General features: G+C 68.5%; 20 protein-coding genes and 3 tRNA genes. 15 read left to right on the top strand and 8 right to left on the bottom strand.

The genetic code is table 11. The features are described 5' to 3' along the window. Positions 1 to 63 precede the first annotated feature (63 nt). The 4 genes from E7Y32_RS03965 to E7Y32_RS03950 all read right to left on the bottom strand — a co-directional run bounded on the left by E7Y32_RS03965 (position 64) and on the right by E7Y32_RS03950 (position 3,547). A complete protein-coding gene (locus E7Y32_RS03965; protein WP_146335980.1) occupies positions 64 to 984 on the bottom strand; it encodes a cation diffusion facilitator family transporter in 921 nt (306 codons plus the stop codon). A gap of 29 nt (positions 985 to 1,013) precedes the next feature. Then, entirely contained in the window at positions 1,014 to 1,478 is a 465-nt protein-coding gene (locus E7Y32_RS03960) for a metallopeptidase family protein (RefSeq protein WP_146335979.1), read from the bottom strand. 10 nt (positions 1,479 to 1,488) lie between these two features. After that, positions 1,489 to 2,556 (bottom strand): DMT family transporter, encoded by a 1,068-nt coding sequence (locus E7Y32_RS03955; RefSeq protein ID WP_146335978.1) that lies wholly within the window; start codon positions 2,554 to 2,556, stop codon positions 1,489 to 1,491. Positions 2,557 to 2,665: 109 nt separating this feature from the next. Next, complete coding sequence (locus E7Y32_RS03950; RefSeq protein WP_146335977.1) at positions 2,666 to 3,547, bottom strand: ArgP/LysG family DNA-binding transcriptional regulator; 882 nt, start codon at positions 3,545 to 3,547, stop codon at positions 2,666 to 2,668. A gap of 68 nt (positions 3,548 to 3,615) precedes the next feature. On the opposite strand from E7Y32_RS03950, the gene E7Y32_RS03945 reads away from it, so the two are divergent. Next, entirely contained in the window at positions 3,616 to 4,218 is a 603-nt protein-coding gene (locus E7Y32_RS03945; protein WP_146335976.1) for a LysE/ArgO family amino acid transporter, read from the top strand. A 46-nt stretch (positions 4,219 to 4,264) separates the two neighbouring features. Here the strand turns inward: E7Y32_RS03945 and E7Y32_RS03940 are convergent, their stop codons facing one another. Beyond that, positions 4,265 to 5,284: a PHP domain-containing protein gene (locus tag E7Y32_RS03940; RefSeq protein WP_146335975.1), complete on the bottom strand. Its 1,020-nt coding sequence runs from the start codon at positions 5,282 to 5,284 to the stop codon at positions 4,265 to 4,267. Between the two features lie 206 nt (positions 5,285 to 5,490). Between E7Y32_RS03940 and E7Y32_RS03935 the strand changes: the two genes are divergently transcribed. The 3 genes from E7Y32_RS03935 to E7Y32_RS03925 all read left to right on the top strand — a co-directional run bounded on the left by E7Y32_RS03935 (position 5,491) and on the right by E7Y32_RS03925 (position 5,864). After that, positions 5,491 to 5,563, top strand: a tRNA-Glu gene (locus tag E7Y32_RS03935). Between the two features lie 103 nt (positions 5,564 to 5,666). Beyond that, a tRNA-Asp gene (locus E7Y32_RS03930) sits at positions 5,667 to 5,740 on the top strand. 48 nt (positions 5,741 to 5,788) lie between these two features. Beyond that, positions 5,789 to 5,864: transfer RNA gene (locus E7Y32_RS03925), tRNA-Phe, on the top strand. Between the two features lie 130 nt (positions 5,865 to 5,994). On the opposite strand, the gene E7Y32_RS03920 is transcribed toward E7Y32_RS03925, so the two are convergent. Together E7Y32_RS03920 and mraY are read right to left on the bottom strand one after the other, a co-directional pair. Then, on the bottom strand, positions 5,995 to 7,017 hold the full coding sequence (locus tag E7Y32_RS03920; RefSeq protein WP_146335974.1) for an LLM class flavin-dependent oxidoreductase: 1,023 nt from the start codon (positions 7,015 to 7,017) through the stop codon (positions 5,995 to 5,997). A 67-nt stretch (positions 7,018 to 7,084) separates the two neighbouring features. Beyond that, on the bottom strand, positions 7,085 to 8,191 hold the full coding sequence (gene mraY, locus E7Y32_RS03915) for a phospho-N-acetylmuramoyl-pentapeptide-transferase (RefSeq protein ID WP_146335973.1): 1,107 nt from the start codon (positions 8,189 to 8,191) through the stop codon (positions 7,085 to 7,087). A 330-nt stretch (positions 8,192 to 8,521) separates the two neighbouring features. Between mraY and E7Y32_RS03910 the strand changes: the two genes are divergently transcribed. The 11 genes from E7Y32_RS03910 (at position 8,522) to E7Y32_RS03860 (ending at position 16,347) form a co-directional block, all read left to right on the top strand. Next, the gene (locus E7Y32_RS03910) at positions 8,522 to 8,974 is read left to right on the top strand and encodes a hypothetical protein (protein ID WP_261382529.1); all 453 of its coding nucleotides are present in this window, start codon (positions 8,522 to 8,524) and stop codon (positions 8,972 to 8,974) included. A 120-nt stretch (positions 8,975 to 9,094) separates the two neighbouring features. Continuing rightward, entirely contained in the window at positions 9,095 to 9,556 is a 462-nt protein-coding gene (locus E7Y32_RS03905; RefSeq protein ID WP_146335971.1) for an Asp23/Gls24 family envelope stress response protein, read from the top strand. Further along, positions 9,553 to 9,744 (top strand): hypothetical protein, encoded by a 192-nt coding sequence (locus E7Y32_RS03900; RefSeq protein WP_146335970.1) that lies wholly within the window; start codon positions 9,553 to 9,555, stop codon positions 9,742 to 9,744. The genes E7Y32_RS03905 and E7Y32_RS03900 overlap by 4 nt, the downstream gene beginning before the upstream one ends. After that, on the top strand, positions 9,741 to 10,109 hold the full coding sequence (locus tag E7Y32_RS03895; protein ID WP_146335969.1) for a hypothetical protein: 369 nt from the start codon (positions 9,741 to 9,743) through the stop codon (positions 10,107 to 10,109). Before E7Y32_RS03900 ends, E7Y32_RS03895 begins: the two co-directional genes overlap by 4 nt. Before the next feature lie 125 nt (positions 10,110 to 10,234). Beyond that, positions 10,235 to 10,798, top strand: a complete 564-nt coding sequence (locus tag E7Y32_RS03890; protein ID WP_146338204.1) for a DUF6286 domain-containing protein — start codon at positions 10,235 to 10,237, stop codon at positions 10,796 to 10,798. After that, positions 10,795 to 11,406, top strand: a complete 612-nt coding sequence (locus tag E7Y32_RS03885; RefSeq protein WP_146335968.1) for a hypothetical protein — start codon at positions 10,795 to 10,797, stop codon at positions 11,404 to 11,406. Before E7Y32_RS03890 ends, E7Y32_RS03885 begins: the two co-directional genes overlap by 4 nt. Before the next feature lie 246 nt (positions 11,407 to 11,652). Further along, positions 11,653 to 12,933 (top strand): ABC transporter substrate-binding protein, encoded by a 1,281-nt coding sequence (locus E7Y32_RS03880; RefSeq protein WP_146335967.1) that lies wholly within the window; start codon positions 11,653 to 11,655, stop codon positions 12,931 to 12,933. A gap of 6 nt (positions 12,934 to 12,939) precedes the next feature. Further along, positions 12,940 to 13,977, top strand: a complete 1,038-nt coding sequence (locus E7Y32_RS03875) for a carbohydrate ABC transporter permease (protein WP_146335966.1) — start codon at positions 12,940 to 12,942, stop codon at positions 13,975 to 13,977. Then, entirely contained in the window at positions 13,974 to 14,864 is an 891-nt protein-coding gene (locus tag E7Y32_RS03870) for a carbohydrate ABC transporter permease (protein WP_146335965.1), read from the top strand. Before E7Y32_RS03875 ends, E7Y32_RS03870 begins: the two co-directional genes overlap by 4 nt. A gap of 24 nt (positions 14,865 to 14,888) precedes the next feature. Further along, the gene (locus tag E7Y32_RS03865) at positions 14,889 to 15,143 is read left to right on the top strand and encodes a hypothetical protein (RefSeq protein ID WP_146335964.1); all 255 of its coding nucleotides are present in this window, start codon (positions 14,889 to 14,891) and stop codon (positions 15,141 to 15,143) included. A gap of 109 nt (positions 15,144 to 15,252) precedes the next feature. After that, positions 15,253 to 16,347 carry a LacI family DNA-binding transcriptional regulator gene (locus tag E7Y32_RS03860; protein ID WP_146335963.1) on the top strand — a complete coding sequence of 365 codons (1,095 nt, stop codon included), beginning with the start codon at positions 15,253 to 15,255 and terminating at the stop codon, positions 16,345 to 16,347. Here the strand turns inward: E7Y32_RS03860 and E7Y32_RS03855 are convergent. Continuing rightward, complete coding sequence (locus E7Y32_RS03855; protein WP_146335962.1) at positions 16,344 to 17,267, bottom strand: hypothetical protein; 924 nt, start codon at positions 17,265 to 17,267, stop codon at positions 16,344 to 16,346. The two genes, E7Y32_RS03860 and E7Y32_RS03855, sit on opposite strands and share 4 nt — an antisense overlap. Between the last annotated feature and the right edge of the window lie 27 nt (positions 17,268 to 17,294).

Here is a 17,294-nt window from a genome sequence, read left to right as displayed (position 1 = left end):
TAAACAACAATGATGTCATTCGGTCACATTTGTATCGGCGTGTCGCGCCGTGGCCGCCGGACGTCAGGCGTGCTGGTGGGCCTCGTGCTCCGCGTGCGTGGCAGGTTCGAGCTGGAAGGTGCAGTGCTCGGTGTCGAAGTGCGAGCCGAGGCAGCTAACCAGCTTGTCCAGCACCCGGTCCGCCCCGCGGGCGCCGAGGGCCGCGTCCTCCACCACCACGTGCGCGGAGAACACCGGCACCCCTGAGGTGATGGTCCAGATGTGGATGTCGTGCACGGAGACCACACCGTCCACGGCCAGGATATGTTCGCGGATCATCTGCACGTCCACGCCCTTGGGGGTGGCTTCGAGGAGCACGTCGACGACGTCGCGGAGCAGGTGCCAGGCCCGGGGCAGGATCATCAGGGCGATCACGATCGAGGCGATGGTGTCCGCAGCATGGTAGCCGGTGGCCATGATGACCACGGCCGCGACAATGACGGCGAAGGAGCCGAGCAGGTCGCCGAGGACTTCGAGGTAGGCGCCGCGGACGTTGAGGCTTTCCTTCTGGGCGCCGCGCAGGATCAGCAGCGAGACGAGGTTGGCGACCGCGCCAAGGACGGCGGCAAAGAGCATCACGTCCGTCTGCACCTCGGGGGCCGAACCGAGCCGCCGGATGGCCTCCGTGAAGATGACCACGGAAATGACGATCAGGACCAGCGCGTTGGCCAGCGCGGCCAGGACCTCGGCCCGCTGGTAGCCGTAGGTCCTCGCATCGCTCGCCGGCCGCGCCGCGATCCAGGCGGCCAGCAAGGCGATGAAAACGCCAGCTGCGTCGGAGAGCATGTGCCCGGCGTCGGCCAGCAGGGCCAGCGAGCCGGAGATCAAGGCGCCCGCCACCTGGATCAGGACCACGGCAAGGGTGATGCCCAGCACGGCGATCAGGCGTTTGCGGTGCTTGGAAGTCGCCGTGATCCCGTGCGAGTGGCTGTGGTCGTGTCCCATGATTCCAAGGCTAGTCGCCCCGGGGCCGGCTAGCCCCAGCCGAGCTCGTGCAGCCGCTCGTCGCTGATGCCGAAGTGGTGCGCGATCTCATGCACCACGGTGACGGTTACTTCCTCGACCACGTCCGCGCGGGAGGCGCAGAGCTCCAGGATCGGCCGGCGGTAGATGGTGATCCGGTCCGGCAGCGAGCCGGCGTCCCACCAGGAATCCCGCTCAGTCAGCGGCACCCCCTCGTACAGGCCCAGCAGCACGGTGTCCGGGTCCTCGCCATGCTGCGGGATGTAGTCGTCCTCTATGAAGACGGCCACGTTGTTCATCGTCTTCGCCAGTTCCGGCGGGATCTGGTCCAGGGCGTCGCCCACCGCGGCTTCGAACTCGTCCTCGGACATCGGGAACGGCCCGCCCTGATTCCCGGTGCGCTCGCCGTCGCCGTCGTTTCCGGAGTCGTTTCCGTCGGGCACGATCGGCAGGCCGGGTGGCAGGGAAGCGGGCATACTCAGAACTCTATGCCCCCGGCTTCGTGGCCGGCCCGGAAGCCCGGCGGGAAAACGGGCGGGACCGGCGCCGGGTCAGGGAGACGCCGGCGAGGCAGATCACGCCGCCCACCAGGCCCCAGATGGTGGGAATTTCGCCCAGCACCAGCCAGGAGATCAGGATCGTGGTGCCCGGCACCAGGTAGGTGGTGGCGGCGAGCCGTCCGGCGTCGATCAGGGAGAGGGCGTAGGCCCAGGTGGTGAATGCGATCGCGGTGGGGAAGACGCCGAGGTAGACCAGGCCCAGCGTCGCGGGCAGCGGCGCGGCCTGCAGTTCGGCGACGAGCTGGCCGCTGAAAGGCAGGCAGCACACGGCGCCCACCATGATGCCGAACCACGTGGCCTGGGCCGCGGGGAACTTCCGCAACACCGGCTTCTGCACGATGACGCTGACCGCGGCGAGGGCGGCGGCGAGCAGGCAGAGCAGCACCCCGGCGACATCCGCCGTCGAGCGCTGGCCGGAACCGAGGGCAATCACCGCGACGCCGCCGAACGCGACCAGGCTGCCGATGATCAGCCAGCGCGGGAAGCCTTCCTTCAGGATGATCCCGGCCATCACGGCCACCAGAATGGGGTTGACGTTGATCAGCAGGGCGGCCGTGCCGGCGTCGAGCATGTGCTCGGCGGCGTTCAAGGCAACGTTGTAGCCGCCAAACCACATCACGCCGTAGGCCAGGATGGGCCACCACTCGCGGCCCCTGGGGAACACGGCCGCCCTGCGGAACTGCGGCAACACCACCAGGCCCAGCACGACGGCGGCCACCGAAAGCCGGCCCAGGGTCAGCGCCCCGGGGGAGAAGCTGGGTCCGACGGCCCGGATGCCCACGAAGGCGGAGGCCCACAGCACCACGGTGACCACCACGGCGGCGATGCCGAGCCCGCTGATCTGTCCCGGCCGGAGGGGCGCCTTGGCCGCGGCGGGCGGGGCGGCATGCGAGGCCGCTTCGTGGGTGCTGTTGGGGTGGGTGCTGTCCGGGATCGTGGTGCCCGGGTGGGTGCTGTCCGGAGTGGGGGAGCCTGTCGCGGCGGTTGTTGCCATGCTGCCAATCTAGCCCGAGCGGCGGGCCGGCGGCTGGCGGAAATCGGTCAGGTCTAGTCGGTTTCCTGCCAATGTTCCGGGCGCTGGTCCGGCAGGGGTCCGGCCGGCCTCACCGGAGGACGCGGGCGGCCGCCTGGACGGCGTCCGCCACCTCGCCCAGCGCCGCCGAACCCCGCCGCCACTGCTGCCAGTACAGGGCGACGTCCACGGGGGTGGCGGGACCGAGGAGCTCCAGTGCCCCGGCCCGGAGGTCCTCGCCGATTTCGATCTCGGGCATCAGGCCCCACCCCATGCTCCAGCGGATGGCGTCACCAAACTCCTGGGCGGCCGGGACGTAGTGCCGCGGCGGCTGGAGGGCTGAGGGACTGAAGCGGCGCAACCAGCGGTCCTGCAGATCGTCCTTGCGGTCATAGACCAGCACCGGGGCCTGGGCCAGCGCCGCCGCCGTGACGCCGGATTCAAACCAGCGGCGGGAAAACTCCGGCGCGCAGACCGGCAAGTAGCGCATCACGCCCAGCCTGCGCGAGGAACAGCCCGGGACCGGCGCCGCCGTCGCCGTGATCGCGGCAGCCGCGGCGCCGGCACGCAGGAGGTCCAGCGAGTGCTCCTGGTCCTCGCGGAGGATCTCCAGCTGGATGGTGTCCCCGACTGCTGCCAGGCCGGCCAGGGCCCAGGTGTGCAGTGAATCGCTGTTGATCACCAGGGTCAGGCGCGTCCGCCCGTGGGGTTCCGCCGGCTCCAGCTCCTCGGCGAGGTCCGCGGAGAGCAACTCCAGCTGCCGGGCGAACCGCACCACGGCCTGGCCGGACTCCGTGAGCCCCGGCGGCCGGGCCCGGGTCAGCACCGGACGGCCGACGGCTGCCTCGACGGCACGGATCCGCTGGCTGATGGCCGAGGGAGTCACGGACAAGTGGGCGGCCGCCGCGTCGAAGCTGCCATGCGTGATGATGGCCGCCAGCGTCCGGGCCTGTTCGGGCGAGATGTCGATCATTAGCTCATCTTATGTATGCGCAGAAAGTTTAACTGGTTTCATCTGGATGCGGACCCTACCGTGGAACAGTGATCTTCCCCCTGGTTTCCGGCCTGTCCGCCGGGCTGTCCCTCATCGTCGCCATCGGCGCGCAGAACGCCTTCGTGCTGCGCCAGGGCATCCAACGCTCCCACGTCGCCACGGTGGTGGCAGTCTGCGCCGTGTCGGACCTGCTGCTGATCCTGCTGGGCGTCGCCGGCATCGGCGTCCTGCTGGACCGGGCGCCGGCCGCCCTGGTGGTGATCCGGTGGGCCGGGGGCGCCTTCCTGCTCGCCTATGGGGCGCTCGCGGCCTGGCGGGCGGTCCGCGGGCAGCAGCTGGACCAGGCCGGAGACAAACCCGCCGGCAGCCGGGCGGCCGTGCTGGCCACCTGCCTCGCCTTCACCTGGCTCAACCCCCACGTCTACTTGGACACCGTGCTGCTCCTCGGCTCGCTCGCGACTGCCCAGGGCGAATCCGGGCGGTGGTGGTTCGCCGCCGGGGCGGGCCTGGGCAGCATCGCGTGGTTCACCGCGCTCGGCGCAGGGGCACGGTTCCTGACCGAGCTGTTCCGGCGCCGGGCGGCGTGGCGGGTGCTCGACGCCGTGATCGCCGTCGTGATGGTGACCCTGGCCGTGTTGCTGCTGGCCTGAGCGGCGCGGCCGTTTGGCCTGGCCTGGCCGTACCTCGTCGCCGCGCCTACTTGCCTCGCCGGGACCAGGCCAGCAGCCGGTCCACGGGCCAGGTGGTGATGATCCGCTCCGCGGGCACGTTGTTCCGGGCGGCCCGCTCCGCGCCGTACTGCAGGAAGTCCAGCTGGCCCGGGGCGTGCGCGTCGCTGTCAATGCTGAAGAGGCAGCCGGCGTCGAGCGCCAGTTGGATCAGTTCATCCGGCGGGTCCTGGCGCTCCGGCCGGGCGTTGATCTCGACGGCGACGTCGTGGTCTGCGCAGGCCGCGAACACCCGTTTCGCATCGAACTCCGACGCCGGCCGCGCCCCCCGCGAGCCGCTCAGGAGCCGGCCGGTGCAGTGGCCCAGCACCCGGGTGTGCGGGTCCTCGATTCCGGCCAGCATCCGCCGGGTCATGGTCCGGCTGTCCGCGCGGAGCTTCGAGTGCACACTCGCCACCACAACGTCCAGGCGGTCCAACAGTTCCGGGGTCTGGTCCAGTGTCCCGTCCTCCAGGATGTCCACCTCGATGCCGGAAAGCAGGCGGACACCCGGGTTGCCGGCATCGATCGTGGCGACCAGGTCCAGCTGTTCGCTCAGGCGTTCGGCGCTCAGGCCGTTCGCGATCCGCAGCGTGGGCGAGTGGTCGGTCAGGGCCAGGTACTCGCGGCCCAGCATCCGGGCAGCATCCACCATGGCCTCCACCGGGGACCCGCCGTCGGACCAGTGACTGTGCGTGTGCAGGTCCCCGCGGAGGCCGGCCAGCAGTTCGTGACCGCCCTCTGCGAGCGGGGTGGCGCCGCGTTCGCGCAGGTCCGCGAGGTAGTCGGGGACCCCGCCGTCGACGGCCTGGGCGATCACCTCGAACGTCCGGTCGCCGATCCCCTTCGTGCGCTTGAGCCGGCCGTCCCGCCTCCTCGCGGCCAGTTCCTCGGGCGGGAGGCCGGCGATCAGATCGGCCGCCTTCCGGAAGGCCTGGACTTTGAAGGTGGTGGCACGCTCGCGTTCGAGCCAAAAGGCGATCTCGGTCAGGGCAGCGACGGCGTCCATCTGCCCATCATCCGCACAGCCGCACCCGCCTTGTCCAGACCTTGACCGGGGCGTATTCCCGGGTTCCGGGGCCGATTTTGGAGTTTCCGGAAGTTGGCCCTATAGTTTTATAGGTCCAGTTCGGAGGAACCCGAAGGGCGCAAAACGGAAGGCTTCGACCCTTGTTTTTTGCCCTCGTTTCAGTGGGTCTACCGGATGGCGTCCTGGCCCCCATCGTCTAGCGGCCTAGGACACCGCCCTTTCACGGCGGCGGCACGGGTTCGAATCCCGTTGGGGGTACGCAAGGAACTGGTCAAGCCGGATGAAAAAGTCTGGTAGGCTAAAGGCCTTGAAAAATTGCAGTAGCGATACTGCAAGCAGCAAGAAACAGTAGTAAAAGTAAGGCCCTGTAGCGCAGTTGGTTAGCGCGCCGCCCTGTCACGGCGGAGGTCGCGGGTTCAAGTCCCGTCAGGGTCGCTCTGATTGCCAGAAGAAATTCCGGCCGTCAAGGTGACACGTCACCTAGGCTCTGTAGCTCAGTTGGTAGAGCGTTCGACTGAAAATCGAAAGGTCACCGGATCGACGCCGGTCGGAGCCACCAGCTAGAACCCCGCAGTTCCCAGTGTTTACACGGGAACTGCGGGGTTTTTTCGTTGCCAGCGTGAAGCGTGGGCCGGCGCGGACGGCGGGGCGCCGACGTCGGGAAGTCGTCCTCTCGCCGTCCGGGCGGCTCAGCGCCAGCCGAGCTGCGGCGCCACGTGCTGGAGTATGGATTCGATCACGTGGGCGTTGTAGTCGACACCAAGCTGGTTCGGGACAGTGAGCAGCAGCGTGTCTGCGGCTGCGATCGCCTCGTCTTCGGCCAGCTTGGCGGCAAGTTCGTCCGGTGCGCCCGCGTAGGACCGGCCAAAAATTGCCCGGGTCTTCTCGTCGATGTTGCCCACCTGGTCCGAACTCCGGCGGTCCCGGCCAAAGTAGTGCCAGTCGCGTTCGTCCGTGAGTGCGAAGATGCTGCGACTGACCGAAACGCGCGGTTCCCGCTCGTGCCCGGCTTCCTTCCAGGCCTGCCGGTAGAGCTCGATCTGCTCCGCCTGCTGGATGTGGAACGGCTTGCCGCTCTCGTCGTCCTTGAGCGTGGAGCTCTGCAGGTTCATGCCAAGCTTGGCTGCCCAGACGGCAGTGGCGTTCGAGCCGGAACCCCACCAGATACGCTCGCGCAGACCCTCCGAGTGCGGCTCCACGCGCAGCAGACCGGGTGGGTTCGGGAACATCGGGCGCGGATTCGGCGCCGCAAATCCCTCACCAGTGAGCACCTCGAGCAGACGCTCGGTGTGCCGGCGGCCCATGTCGGCGTCGGACTCGCCCGCAGCGGGAGCGAAGCCAAAGTGGCGCCAGCCCTCGATGACCTGCTCGGGTGACCCCCTGCTGATGCCCAGCTGCAGCCGGCCCCCGGAGATCAGGTCTGCCGCGCCGGCGTCCTCCGCCATGTAGAGCGGGTTCTCGTAGCGCATGTCGATCACGCCGGTACCGATCTCGATGCGGCTGGTCCTTGCCCCGATCGCAGCAAGCAGCGGGAATGGGGACGCATATTGCTGGGCGAAGTGGTGGACGCGGAAGTACGCGCCGTCCGCCCCCAGTTCCTCGGCCGCGACGGCGAGGTCGATCGCCTGCAGCAGCGCGTCCGCCGCTGTGCGCGTGCCGGATTCTGGGTGGTCGGTCCAATGGCCGAAGGACAGGAATCCGATCTTCTTCACACCAAAGCCCAACAGGGCGGCGGAGGCTCCTATTCCCCCGGTGCAGGGCGCGGCCGGGGTTTTTCGTTTACAGCAGTACAACCCATTCTGCGTAGAAGATCCCAAGGGCGGCGGCGACGAACAAGCCCGCAATAATCCAGAAGCGGGCCACCACGGTCACCTGTTCCCAGCCCTTCAATTCAAAGTGGTGATGCAGCGGCGTCATGAGGAAGACGCGCTTGCCTCCGGAGAGTTTGAAGAAGCCCACCTGGATGATGACGGACAGGGTGATCATCACGAACAGCCCGGCCATGATGACCAGGAGCAGCTGGGTGCGCGACAAAATGGCGAACCCCGCGATGGCGCCACCGAGGGCGAGTGACCCGGTATCGCCCATGATGATCTTCGCCGGCGTGGTGTTCCACCAGAGGAATCCGACGAGCGAGCCGCACAGTGCGGCGGCTATCAGGGCCAGGTCCAGCGGATCCCGCACTTGGTAGCAGATATTGGCGGGGACACTGGGATCAGCGCATCGTTGGTTGAACTGCCAGATGCCCATCAGCATGTAAGCACCGAAGACTAGGATCGACGCCCCCGCGGCGAGGCCGTCGAGCCCGTCGGTGATGTTCACGCCGTTGGATGCCCCTGTGAGCATCAAGATGGACCACAGGATGAACAAGATGGCGCCGATCAGCGGCCCGGCAAAGGCTAAGTCGAACGGCGTGTCCCGGACGAAGGAGATTGCGGTGGAGCCGGGCGTGCGGCCGTTCTCGTCGGGAAAGCTGAGGGCGAGGATGGCGAACGTGGCCCCGACCGCCGTCTGGCCGATGATCTTCGCCGGCGCAGTGAGCCCGAGGCTGCGCTGTTTGGAAACCTTGATGTAGTCATCGAAGAAGCCCACAAGGCCCATGCCGACGGTGACCATGAGCAGCAGAAGTCCCGAGGCAGTTGGGCCTGCCGAGGCCACTCCAAGCATCGTCATGATGCCGTGGGTTGCGAAGTAGGCGATGACCACGGAACCAATGATCCATACCCCGCCCATGGTGGGAGTGCCTCGCTTGGTGTGGTGCGAGGTGGGCCCGTCGTCGCGGATGAACTGGCCGTAGTTCTTCTTCACCAGGTAGCGGGCGAGCACCGGCGTGCCGCCCAACGCCAAGATCAGGGCCAAGCCCGCAGCAAGCAGCAGCGCAATCATCTCAGAGGTGCACCCTTCTGTTCCCCGGACTAGGTCCGTCGCATCCAGTCGTTGGCTGAGGTGGATCGCCGGGCACCGCCGCCGCCTCGTTCGACGCCGATCCTAGCGGATCGATCTTTCACCCCGCGGCCCGGCACCTCCATCCGTTGCTCCGTAGTGGCCCTTTTGGGACGCCAAAACGGCGCTTACGGAGCAATCGATGAGTGCTCGACGGCGGGGGCCGGGTTTGGAGACACGCCGACAGACCCGGCTAAACTCGCACGCTGGGGAAGACGCCATTGCCGCGGTCCGTCCTGAGGACGGGGCCGCGGCGCAATCTCGACCAGAAGAGTGACTTTGAAAAAGACTGCACGCCCGCTGACCGCCGCCGCCCTGCTCGCCGCCCTGGCCTTGACCGCCTGTTCGGCGCCGGAAGCCGCGGCGCCGCCGTCGTCCTCCGCCCCGGCAGCGTCCGCCTCCGCAACGCCCAGCCCCACCAAGTCCTCGGGCCCCTACGGCGACTTCCCGACGGCGGCCGAGGCGTGCAAGACGATTTCGGAGCAGGCTACCGGCGCGTCCCTGTTCCCGCTCTCGGCGGCGCAGGGCAAGACTGCCGAACTCGAACAGCTCAAGGCCGAACTGAGCCGCACGGCCGAGCGGGTCCCGGACAGCCTGAAGGCCGACTTCGCAAAACTCAACCAGGTAGCCGTGGCCGGCCTGAGCGACCAGACCGTCTACTCCAGCGGCAAGTTCCAGGACGCCATGGCACCGGTGACGGGCTGGATCGCCGCCAACTGCAAGTAGGCGGCTCAACCCCGGCGGCCGGCCGACTCAACCCCGGCGGCCCGTCCTAAATCCCGCCGATCCGGCCCCACGGTCGCCCCCAAGGACTAGGGTGGTGTCAAAGAGAAGGGGGAGTGCCAGATGGAGTACCAGGATCCTCAATCCGCGCCGGGCCTTGAGGCGGGCCCGCCGGAGACGGCGCGTGCCGCGACCGGCCGCACCGTGATATCCGAAGCCGCCGTCGCCAAGGTGGCCGGCATCGCCGCCCGGGCCGTCCCCGGGGTGTACTCGCTCGGCAGCGGCCCGTCCCGCGCCCTCGGCGCCTTCCGCGACGCCGTCGGCAGCACGGACCACGCCGCCGGGGTGCGCGCCGAGGTGGGCGAGACCCAGGTGGCCGTGGACATTGACCTCGTGGCGCTCTACGGCACCCCGCTGCATCCCCTGGCGGACCAGATCCGCGCCGCGGTCTACACCGCCGTGGAGGAACTCGTCGGCCTCCAGGTCATCGAAGTCAACATTGAAATCCACGACGTCTTCGTCCCCGGCCCACCCAAGCCGCCGGCCCCCGGCGAAACCCGGCCCGTGAGAGAGGCACTCCAGTGAACCTGACCGTAGTCGGCCTTGCCGCCGGCGCCTTCCTGGCCTTTATGTCCTTCGCATTCGGCGTCTGGGGTTTCCTGGGCTCCCTGCTCTTCATGGCCCTCGGCGCACTGCTGGGCCGGGCGGCAGAAGGGAAACTGGACCTGCGCAGCGTGTTTGACGCCATCACGGGCCGGCGTTCCTCCTCATGAGCGTCCCCGCAGGACGCCCGCTGGCCGGGCACAACCGGATCAGCACCCAGGCCCTCACCAGCGTCGCCCGCGCCGCCGCCGCCGAGGCGCTCGGCGTGCCGGCCCAGGACGTCCGGGCGGACTGGACCGACGACGGCGGCCTGCTGGCCCTCTCGCTCGTCACACCGATCGCCGTCCCGTCGCTGACTGCCGTGTTGCGGGACCCGGCCCGCGTAGCCGGCTTCGGCGGCCCCATCTGGGACCGCGCCGTGGTCGCGAAATCGCAGATCCTGCGCCGCGTGACGGAACTCAGCGGCGCGCAGCTGAGCCGGGTGGACATCCGCATCAGTGGCGCCAGCGTCAGCGACGGCGGGAGGGTCCGGTGAGCCACGCAACGGAACGCCACTATGGCGACGGCGCCGTGCCCCGGGAGGCCGGGACCCGGGAAACCGGAGCCGGCACCGTCGCGGCCCCCGGCGCCGGCCCCGGGAGCCGCCCCGGGGCTGCCGGAATGGAGCGCGTCCTGGCCCGCGAGACCAGTTCCTCCCGCGCCTTCGCCGCCGCCATCGCGGCCATCCTGGTTATCGGGCTGTGTGGCTACGCCCTGCTGGAGACCGCGGTGCGCGCCGTCGGGCAGCCGCCGTGGCTGATCGACCCGCAAACCGCGGCTGACCGGATCACCGCCCTTCCCGCCGGCGTCGACCCGCTGCTGCTCGGCGTCACCGGCGCCGTCGTCTTTGCCGCCGGACTCTTCTTTTTCCTCAACGCGGTGCTGCCCGGACGGCGTGCCCGGCACATCCTCGCCGATCCGCGGGCTGCCGTCGTGGTTGATGACGAGGTGATCGCCTCGGCGCTGGCCAGGCGTGCCCGGCTGGCGGCCAACGTCACGCAGGAGCAGGTGATGGTGGTGGTATCGCGGCGCCAGGTCTTGGTCAACATCCGGCCCACCTCCGGCGTACCGCTGCGCGAAACGGACGTGCTGGACGCCGTGACGGAGGAACTCCGCGACATGGCGCTCTCGCCCATGCCCGAGGTCCGCGTCAACCTTGCGTCCTCGGGGGTGATCGGCGCGTGAACGGCACCCCGCGGATCCTCAACCGGATCCTGATCGGCATCCTCGGCGCCAAACTCCTCGCCATCGGAACCCTGCTCGTGCTGCTCGCCACCGTGCCTGCCGTGGGCAGTTGGTGGCAGGGCTGGTCCGCCGGGGTGTGGGGCGCCGTCCGCGGACTGTTCGACCGCACCCGGTTCCCCGGCCGGTCCGAGAGCTGGCTGTGGATTGTCATGGTGGTCCTGCTGCTGGCCGTCATCGGGGTCATGGTGGCCTGGCTGGCGCAACAGGGGAAAGGCCGCGCCAACCTGCTCGTCGCCGAGGACGACGCCGGCGAGGTCCCGGGCAGCGTGCGGATCGGCGGCGGCGTGGCGGAACAGGCCCTCAGGGCCGCCCTGGCCGACCGGCCGGACCTGGCCGGCGCCACGGTGGCCACCTACGAGTTCGAGGGCGAACCGGCACTGCGGGTCAGGGTGCAGCCACGCCAGGGCGTGGCCCCGCACATCCTGGCCGCGGAAATCTCGGCCCTGGTGCAGGCGCTCGACGCCGTCGTCGGCAAGCGCACGCCCGTGCTGATCCACATCGGATCCGGCGCCCGCTCCAGGTTCGGCCGCGCCGAACGCGTCCGCTGACCGGAAGCCCCGCGCGAGGGCGGTGAGTTCTTAGCAACATTTACCCCACCCGAAACGCCCGCCCCACCCGGCCCGCCGCCGCGGCGGGCCGGGGCCGTAGGGGCCGGACGCCTGCCCCGCCTGCGGTTTCCATTGCGTAAAGGTTTAATGTAAACGCTTGCATTCCTCACCGCGGGGTCGCTAGTGTGATGGTCACCACACCAACTGCACCACCGGTCCAACCGGTACTCAGCGAGGAGCACCTGTATGAAAACCCGTAAGTATCTACTTCCCGTAGCCGCGGCCGGTGTTCTGGCCCTCTCCCTCTCGGCCTGTGCAGGCGGTGGAGGCGGCGGCGGCACCTCGGGAGGGGGCGACGCGGCGGCCAACATGGACGGCCGGGGTCCCATCACCTACGTCCAGGGCAAGGACAACAACAACGTTGTCCGCCCGGTCGTCGAAAAGTGGAACGCCGCACACCCGGACCAGAAGGTCACCTTCAAGGAGCAGACGGATAACGCCGACCAGCAGCACGATGACCTCGTCCAGCACTTCCAGGCCAAGGACGCCGGCTACGACGTGGTCAGCGTCGACGTGGTCTGGACCGCGGAGTTCGCCGCCAAGGGCTGGCTCCAGCCGCTCAAGGACAAGATGGCGATCGACACGTCCAAGATGCTGAAGCCGCCGGTGGACAGTGCAACCTACAAGGGAACGCTGTACGCGGCTCCCAAGGATTCCGACGGCGCAATGCTGTACTACCGCAAGGACCTGGTCCCCACGCCGCCCAAGACCTGGGACGAGATGATGGGCATGTGCTCCATCGCCAAGAGCAACAACATGGGCTGCTACTCCGGCCAGTTTAAGAAGTACGAGGGACTGACCGTCAACGCTTCCGAGGCGATCAACTCCGCCGGCGGTTCGGTGCTGGACAAGGACGGCAAGCCCAACCTGAACACCCCGGAGGCAAAGGCGGGCCTGGAGAATCTGGCCAAGGCCTACGCGAACGGGGAGATCCCGAAGGAAGCCATCACCTTCCAGGAAGAGGAATCCCGCCAGGCATTCCAGAGCGGCAAGCTGCTGTTCCTCCGCAACTGGCCCTACGCCTACGGCCTCATGGCAACTGAAGGTGCATCCCAGGTGAAAGACAAGTTCGGTGTGGTCGCGCTTCCCGGCAAGTCCGGCCCCGGCGCCTCTACCCTCGGTGGCCACAGCGCCGGCATCAGCGTGTACTCCAAGAACAAGGCGACTGCCCTGGACTTCCTCAAGTTCATCAACTCGGAGGAAACGCAGAAGTTCTACGCCACGCAGGGATCGCTCGCTCCGGTCCTGGCCGCGCTCTATGACGACCAGGAACTGGTCGCCAAGCTGCCGTACCTGCCGGTGCTGAAGACCTCGATCGAGAACGCCGTTCCGCGTCCGGTGACCCCGTTCTACCCGGCCGTGACCAAGGCCATCCAGGACAACGCCTACCCGGCCATCAAGGGCGAGAAGCCCGTGGAAGCAGCGCTGTCCGACATGCAGAAGTCCATCGAAACCCAGTCAAAGTAGTCCACAATGGCAACCGAATTGGGCCCGACGCCGGTCAAGAAGCCGGCGTCGGGCGGGACCGAGCTCCACCACGGACCCAAGGGTGTGGGGGAAGACAACGCCATCGCAAGCCAGGGCAAATGGGCGTCGTGGCTGTTGGCCCCCACTATCATCGCGCTGTCCATCGTCATCGTGTACCCGATCATCAGCGCGATCGTTATGTCCTTCCAGGCTGACGCCGGCCTGGATCCCGCCACCGGCCTGTTCGCCGAGGGCGGGCCGGCCGGCTTCACAAATTACATCAACTGGCTCGCCCAGCAGTGCGCGGCGCCCGACGGCGGCACCGTGTCCTGCCCGCCGGGAACCCTGGGGTCCCAGTTCTGGTCCGCGACGGCGACGACCTTCTTCTTCACGGTCGTGACCGTCGCCTTCGAGACCGTGCTCGGCTTCTGGATGGCCATGATCATGGCCCGCACCTTCAAGGGCCGCAGCCTGGTCCGCGCCGCGGTGCTGGTGCCGTGGGCCATCCCCACCGCCGTCACGGCCAAGCTGTGGCTGTTCATCTTCGCCTTTGAGGGCATCGCCAACAAGCTCTTCAGCACCTCCATCCTCTGGACCGGCAGCGAGTGGCCGGCCAAGTGGGCGGTCATCATCGCGGACGTCTGGAAGACCACGCCGTTTATGGCGCTGCTGATTCTGGCCGGCCTGCAGATGATTCCCGCAGAGGTCTACGAGGCGGCCAAGGTGGACGGTGCCACGGCCTGGCAGCGGTTCCGGATGATCACCCTGCCGCTGGTGAAGCCGGCGCTGATGGTGGCCATTCTGTTCCGCACGCTGGATGCTTTGCGCATGTTCGACCTGCCGTACATCCTGACCGGCGGCGCGAACAACACCACCACGCTCTCCATCCTGGTGATCAACCAGATCAGGCAGGGCTTCAACGTGGCGGCCGCACTATCCACCATTACCTTCATCATCATTTTCCTTGTCGCCTTCATCTTCGTGCGCTTCCTCGGCGCGAACGTGGTGGAACAGCAGACCGGTGCAAGTAAGGGGAAGAAATGACCACCGCCGCGACCGAGCTGCGCGCGCAGCAGGACCGTGGGCGCAAGACCGCCCAGAATCGGGAGAAGTGGGCCCAGGGCCGCACGTACCTGAGCGCCGTGGTGATCCTCATCTGGTGTCTGGCCCCGGCCTACTGGATGGTGGTGACGGCCTTCCGCGAGGTCGGCTTCACCTACGACACCTCGATCCTGCCCACACACGTCACGCTGGACAACTTCAACACCGCCTTCGATACCTCCTTCGGCAACCACTTCGGCCAGGCACTGCTCAACAGTGTGTTCATCGGCGCCGTGGTGACCGTGGTGTCGCTGCTGATCGGTGTGTTCGCCGCGTACGCCCTGGCCCGGCTTAACTTCCGGTTCAAATACCTGGTGCTCGGCTTCATCCTGGGCGCCTCGATGTTCCCCGGCGTTGCCCTCATCACCCCGCTGTTCCAGCTGTTCACCAACATCGGCTGGATGGGTACCTACCAGGCCCTGATCATCCCGAACATCTCGTTCGTGCTGCCGCTGACCGTCTACACCATGACGTCTTTCTTCCGCGAAATGCCGTGGGAGCTCGAGGAGTCGGCCCGGGTTGACGGCTGCACGCAGGGCCAGGCTTTCCGCAAGGTGATCATGCCGCTTGCGGCCCCGGCCATCTTCACTACGGCGATCCTGGCGTTCATCTCCTCGTGGAATGAATTCCTGATCGCCAGCCAGCTCTCCAGTGACGCGACCCAGCCGGTGACCGTCGCCATCGCGAGCTTCGCCGGCGCCCAGCCCAACCAGATCCCCTACACGGCGATCATGGCGGCGGGAACCATCGTGACCATCCCGCTGGTGATCCTGGTGCTGGTGTTCCAGCGCAAGATCGTGGCGGGCCTCACGGCGGGCGCCGTCAAGTGACGGCCACGTGAGCGGGGGTTTGTCATGACAGCCGGACAGAACCAGGGCGAGGTCCGCCCCACGCACCGCAGGGTGCGCTCGGGCGAGGACTTCGACATCATCATCGGGTTCCTGGGCTTCTGGGCCGTTGTGCTGCTGGCGGTCACCGTCTGGATGGAGGTGACCGCCCAGCCGGCCCTCGGCTGGGCCCTCGGCCTGCTGGGCACGCTGCTGGCCCTGTACGGGACGATCCGGCTCCGGCGCCGGCTGCCCGTGCGGACGGCCACCCGGCGGCGCTGAACCCGGGCGTCAATGCGGCGCCGGGGTCCCGTCGGACACTAGGATAAAACGGCGCCGCCGGGGGCGGCGCGCCGGCCACGCTTCTGCGGCCGGACGACAAGGGGACACGGTGGCACGGACAACAGACAGGGCGCAACGCGGAGGCCACTCCGGCGTCAGCATCGAGGACGTGGCGGCGGCAGCCGGTGTTTCTACCGCCACCGTTTCCCGCGCCGTCCGGGGCCTGCCCCGGGTCTCGCCCGCCACCCGGGAGAAAATCCTCGACATCGCGCAGGCACTCGGCTACGTGGCCTCGTCCTCGGCCTCGGGCCTGGCCACCGGACGCACCCGGACCATCGGGGTGCTGGCCCCCTTCGTCAGCCGCTGGTTCTTCTCCAAAGCCATCGAAGGGGCGGACCGGGAACTGCACGGCCGCCAGTACAACCTCTCGCTGTTCAATCTCGGCGGCCACGGCAGCCACCGCGAGCGGCTGTTCAGCAAGACCATGGTCTACAAGCAGATCGACGCGCTGCTGGTCCTCTGCATGGCGCTGACCCGCGAGGAGCTGGAGCACCTGCAGAAAATCGACATCCCGCTCGTCGTCGTCGGCGGCCACGTCGAGGGCTGCGCGTACATCGGGATTGACGACTACGAGGCGGCCTCCACCGCGGTGCGCCACCTGATCGGCCTGGGCCACAAGGACATAGCCCTGCTCCACGGCGACGACGAGACAGACCTGAACTTCGACGTTCCCCGCGTGCGGATCAAGGCGTTCCAGGATGTGATGGCCGAGGCGGGGCTCGATGTGCGGCCGGAGTGGGACGAGTGGGGGGACTTTACCGTCCACAGCGGCCAGGAAGCGTTCCGCCGGCTGTGGGACCGGCCCGGGCCCAAGCCCACCGCGATCTTCTGCGCCTCGGACGAGATGGCCATGGGGGTCATCTTCGAGGCCCGCCGGGAGGGCGTCCGGATCCCGGAGGACCTCTCGGTGGTGGGGATCGACGACCACGAATTCTCCGCCGCCGTGGGCCTCACCACCGTGCGCCAGCGGCCCGACGAGCAGGCCGAACTCGGCACCAAAATGCTGCTGGACGAACTCGACGGCATGGCGGGGGCAGTGCGTTCCACCGTGGCGCCGCACCGGCTGATTGTCCGGAGCACGACGGCGGCCCCGCGCCTTCCGGAGCCCCTGGTTCCGGCACCTCAGGCGGCACAGGCTCCCTAGGAAGCGCGGGCCAGCTGCCGGATCGGAATCCAGCGGGAGGCAAGCCGCCTGTAGGCGGCCGCCGCGCCCGTCATGTCGCCCTCGGCGAGGCACTCGATGCCCAGCCGGACGTCCATCGGGGACTCGTCCGGGTAGACCTTGTCCGCCACCGCGCCGTAGTCGAGCTCCACGACAGAATCCGGGTGGAAGAGCTCCAGCCACTCGGTGAGCTGCGTCAGATCCTCGAGCATGTCGAGATCCGGGGCGGCGAGGGCGAGGTGGGCGACGGCGTGCCGGACCCGTTCCAGCGCGGCGCCGAGCGTTGCCCGGATCCGCACGGTGATGATCCGCCCGCCGGACTCCACCACCTCCGTGGGGTCGGATTCCTGGAACAGGCAGAACCAGCTGAACGGGATCCCCCAGGTCGAGGCACGGGTGTGGACCCGGCCGATGCCTTCGCGCGCCTTGACCTGGTCGATGCGCTCCTGGTGCCGGTCGCGCTGCTCCTCGGGGATCAGCAGCTGCGCCAGCGGTCCGTGGATTCCCTCCATCAGGGCTTTCGCCGCCAGCCCGGCCCGGAGAACCAGCTGGCTGGGGCAGTACAGCAGCCTGGCCGGCAGCACCTCGCCGTCGTCGGCCTTTTCAGGGTCGGCAGGGCGGGAACCCGTGCCGCGGCCGGCGGCGTGTCCGCCGTCGCTGACGGCCAGGACGCGTACCAGGTCCGTGTGGCCGGTGGGAAAGGGGTCCCCGCCGGGGCGGGTGATGCGGCCCAGCGAGGCCAGCAGCTCGGCGTTCTCCACGGCGGCGCGGGACTCCGCGCGGTCGCCCGCGGCCCGCAGGGCCTCCCGCTGCTCGGCGGGGAAGGCTTCCAGGGGCTCGTAGACCCGCAGCGTCGAGGAAAACGGCAACCCGGCCTGGCCGTGGTAGAGGTTTCCCGTCATCGCGGGCCTGCGCTTCCCCGGCGGGCG

The sequence above is a fragment of the Arthrobacter sp. UKPF54-2 genome, assembly GCF_007858535.1.
Classification (GTDB): domain Bacteria; phylum Actinomycetota; class Actinomycetes; order Actinomycetales; family Micrococcaceae; genus Arthrobacter.
Note: the sequence above shows the minus strand (reverse complement) of the source record. Positions and strands in the feature narration are given on the sequence as shown.

Excerpts from the sequence above, each read along its gene's own strand:
- E7Y32_RS03895 (WP_146335969.1), top strand. The coding sequence starts at position 9,741 with ATGAGCGTCCCCGCAGGACGCCCGCTGGCCGGGCACAACCGGATCAGC.
- E7Y32_RS03940 (WP_146335975.1), bottom strand. The coding sequence starts at position 5,284 with ATGGACGCCGTCGCTGCCCTGACCGAGATCGCCTTTTGGCTCGAACGC.
- E7Y32_RS03960 (WP_146335979.1), bottom strand. The coding sequence starts at position 1,478 with ATGCCCGCTTCCCTGCCACCCGGCCTGCCGATCGTGCCCGACGGAAAC.
- E7Y32_RS03870 (WP_146335965.1), top strand. The coding sequence starts at position 13,974 with ATGACCACCGCCGCGACCGAGCTGCGCGCGCAGCAGGACCGTGGGCGC.
- mraY (WP_146335973.1), bottom strand. The coding sequence starts at position 8,191 with ATGATTGCGCTGCTGCTTGCTGCGGGCTTGGCCCTGATCTTGGCGTTG.
- E7Y32_RS03855 (WP_146335962.1), bottom strand. The coding sequence starts at position 17,267 with ATGACGGGAAACCTCTACCACGGCCAGGCCGGGTTGCCGTTTTCCTCG.
- E7Y32_RS03950 (WP_146335977.1), bottom strand. The coding sequence starts at position 3,547 with ATGATCGACATCTCGCCCGAACAGGCCCGGACGCTGGCGGCCATCATC.
- E7Y32_RS03965 (WP_146335980.1), bottom strand. The coding sequence starts at position 984 with ATGGGACACGACCACAGCCACTCGCACGGGATCACGGCGACTTCCAAG.
- E7Y32_RS03905 (WP_146335971.1), top strand. The coding sequence starts at position 9,095 with ATGGAGTACCAGGATCCTCAATCCGCGCCGGGCCTTGAGGCGGGCCCG.
- E7Y32_RS03865 (WP_146335964.1), top strand. The coding sequence starts at position 14,889 with ATGACAGCCGGACAGAACCAGGGCGAGGTCCGCCCCACGCACCGCAGG.
- E7Y32_RS03875 (WP_146335966.1), top strand. The coding sequence starts at position 12,940 with ATGGCAACCGAATTGGGCCCGACGCCGGTCAAGAAGCCGGCGTCGGGC.
- E7Y32_RS03890 (WP_146338204.1), top strand. The coding sequence starts at position 10,235 with ATGGAGCGCGTCCTGGCCCGCGAGACCAGTTCCTCCCGCGCCTTCGCC.
- E7Y32_RS03880 (WP_146335967.1), top strand. The coding sequence starts at position 11,653 with ATGAAAACCCGTAAGTATCTACTTCCCGTAGCCGCGGCCGGTGTTCTG.
- E7Y32_RS03955 (WP_146335978.1), bottom strand. The coding sequence starts at position 2,556 with ATGGCAACAACCGCCGCGACAGGCTCCCCCACTCCGGACAGCACCCAC.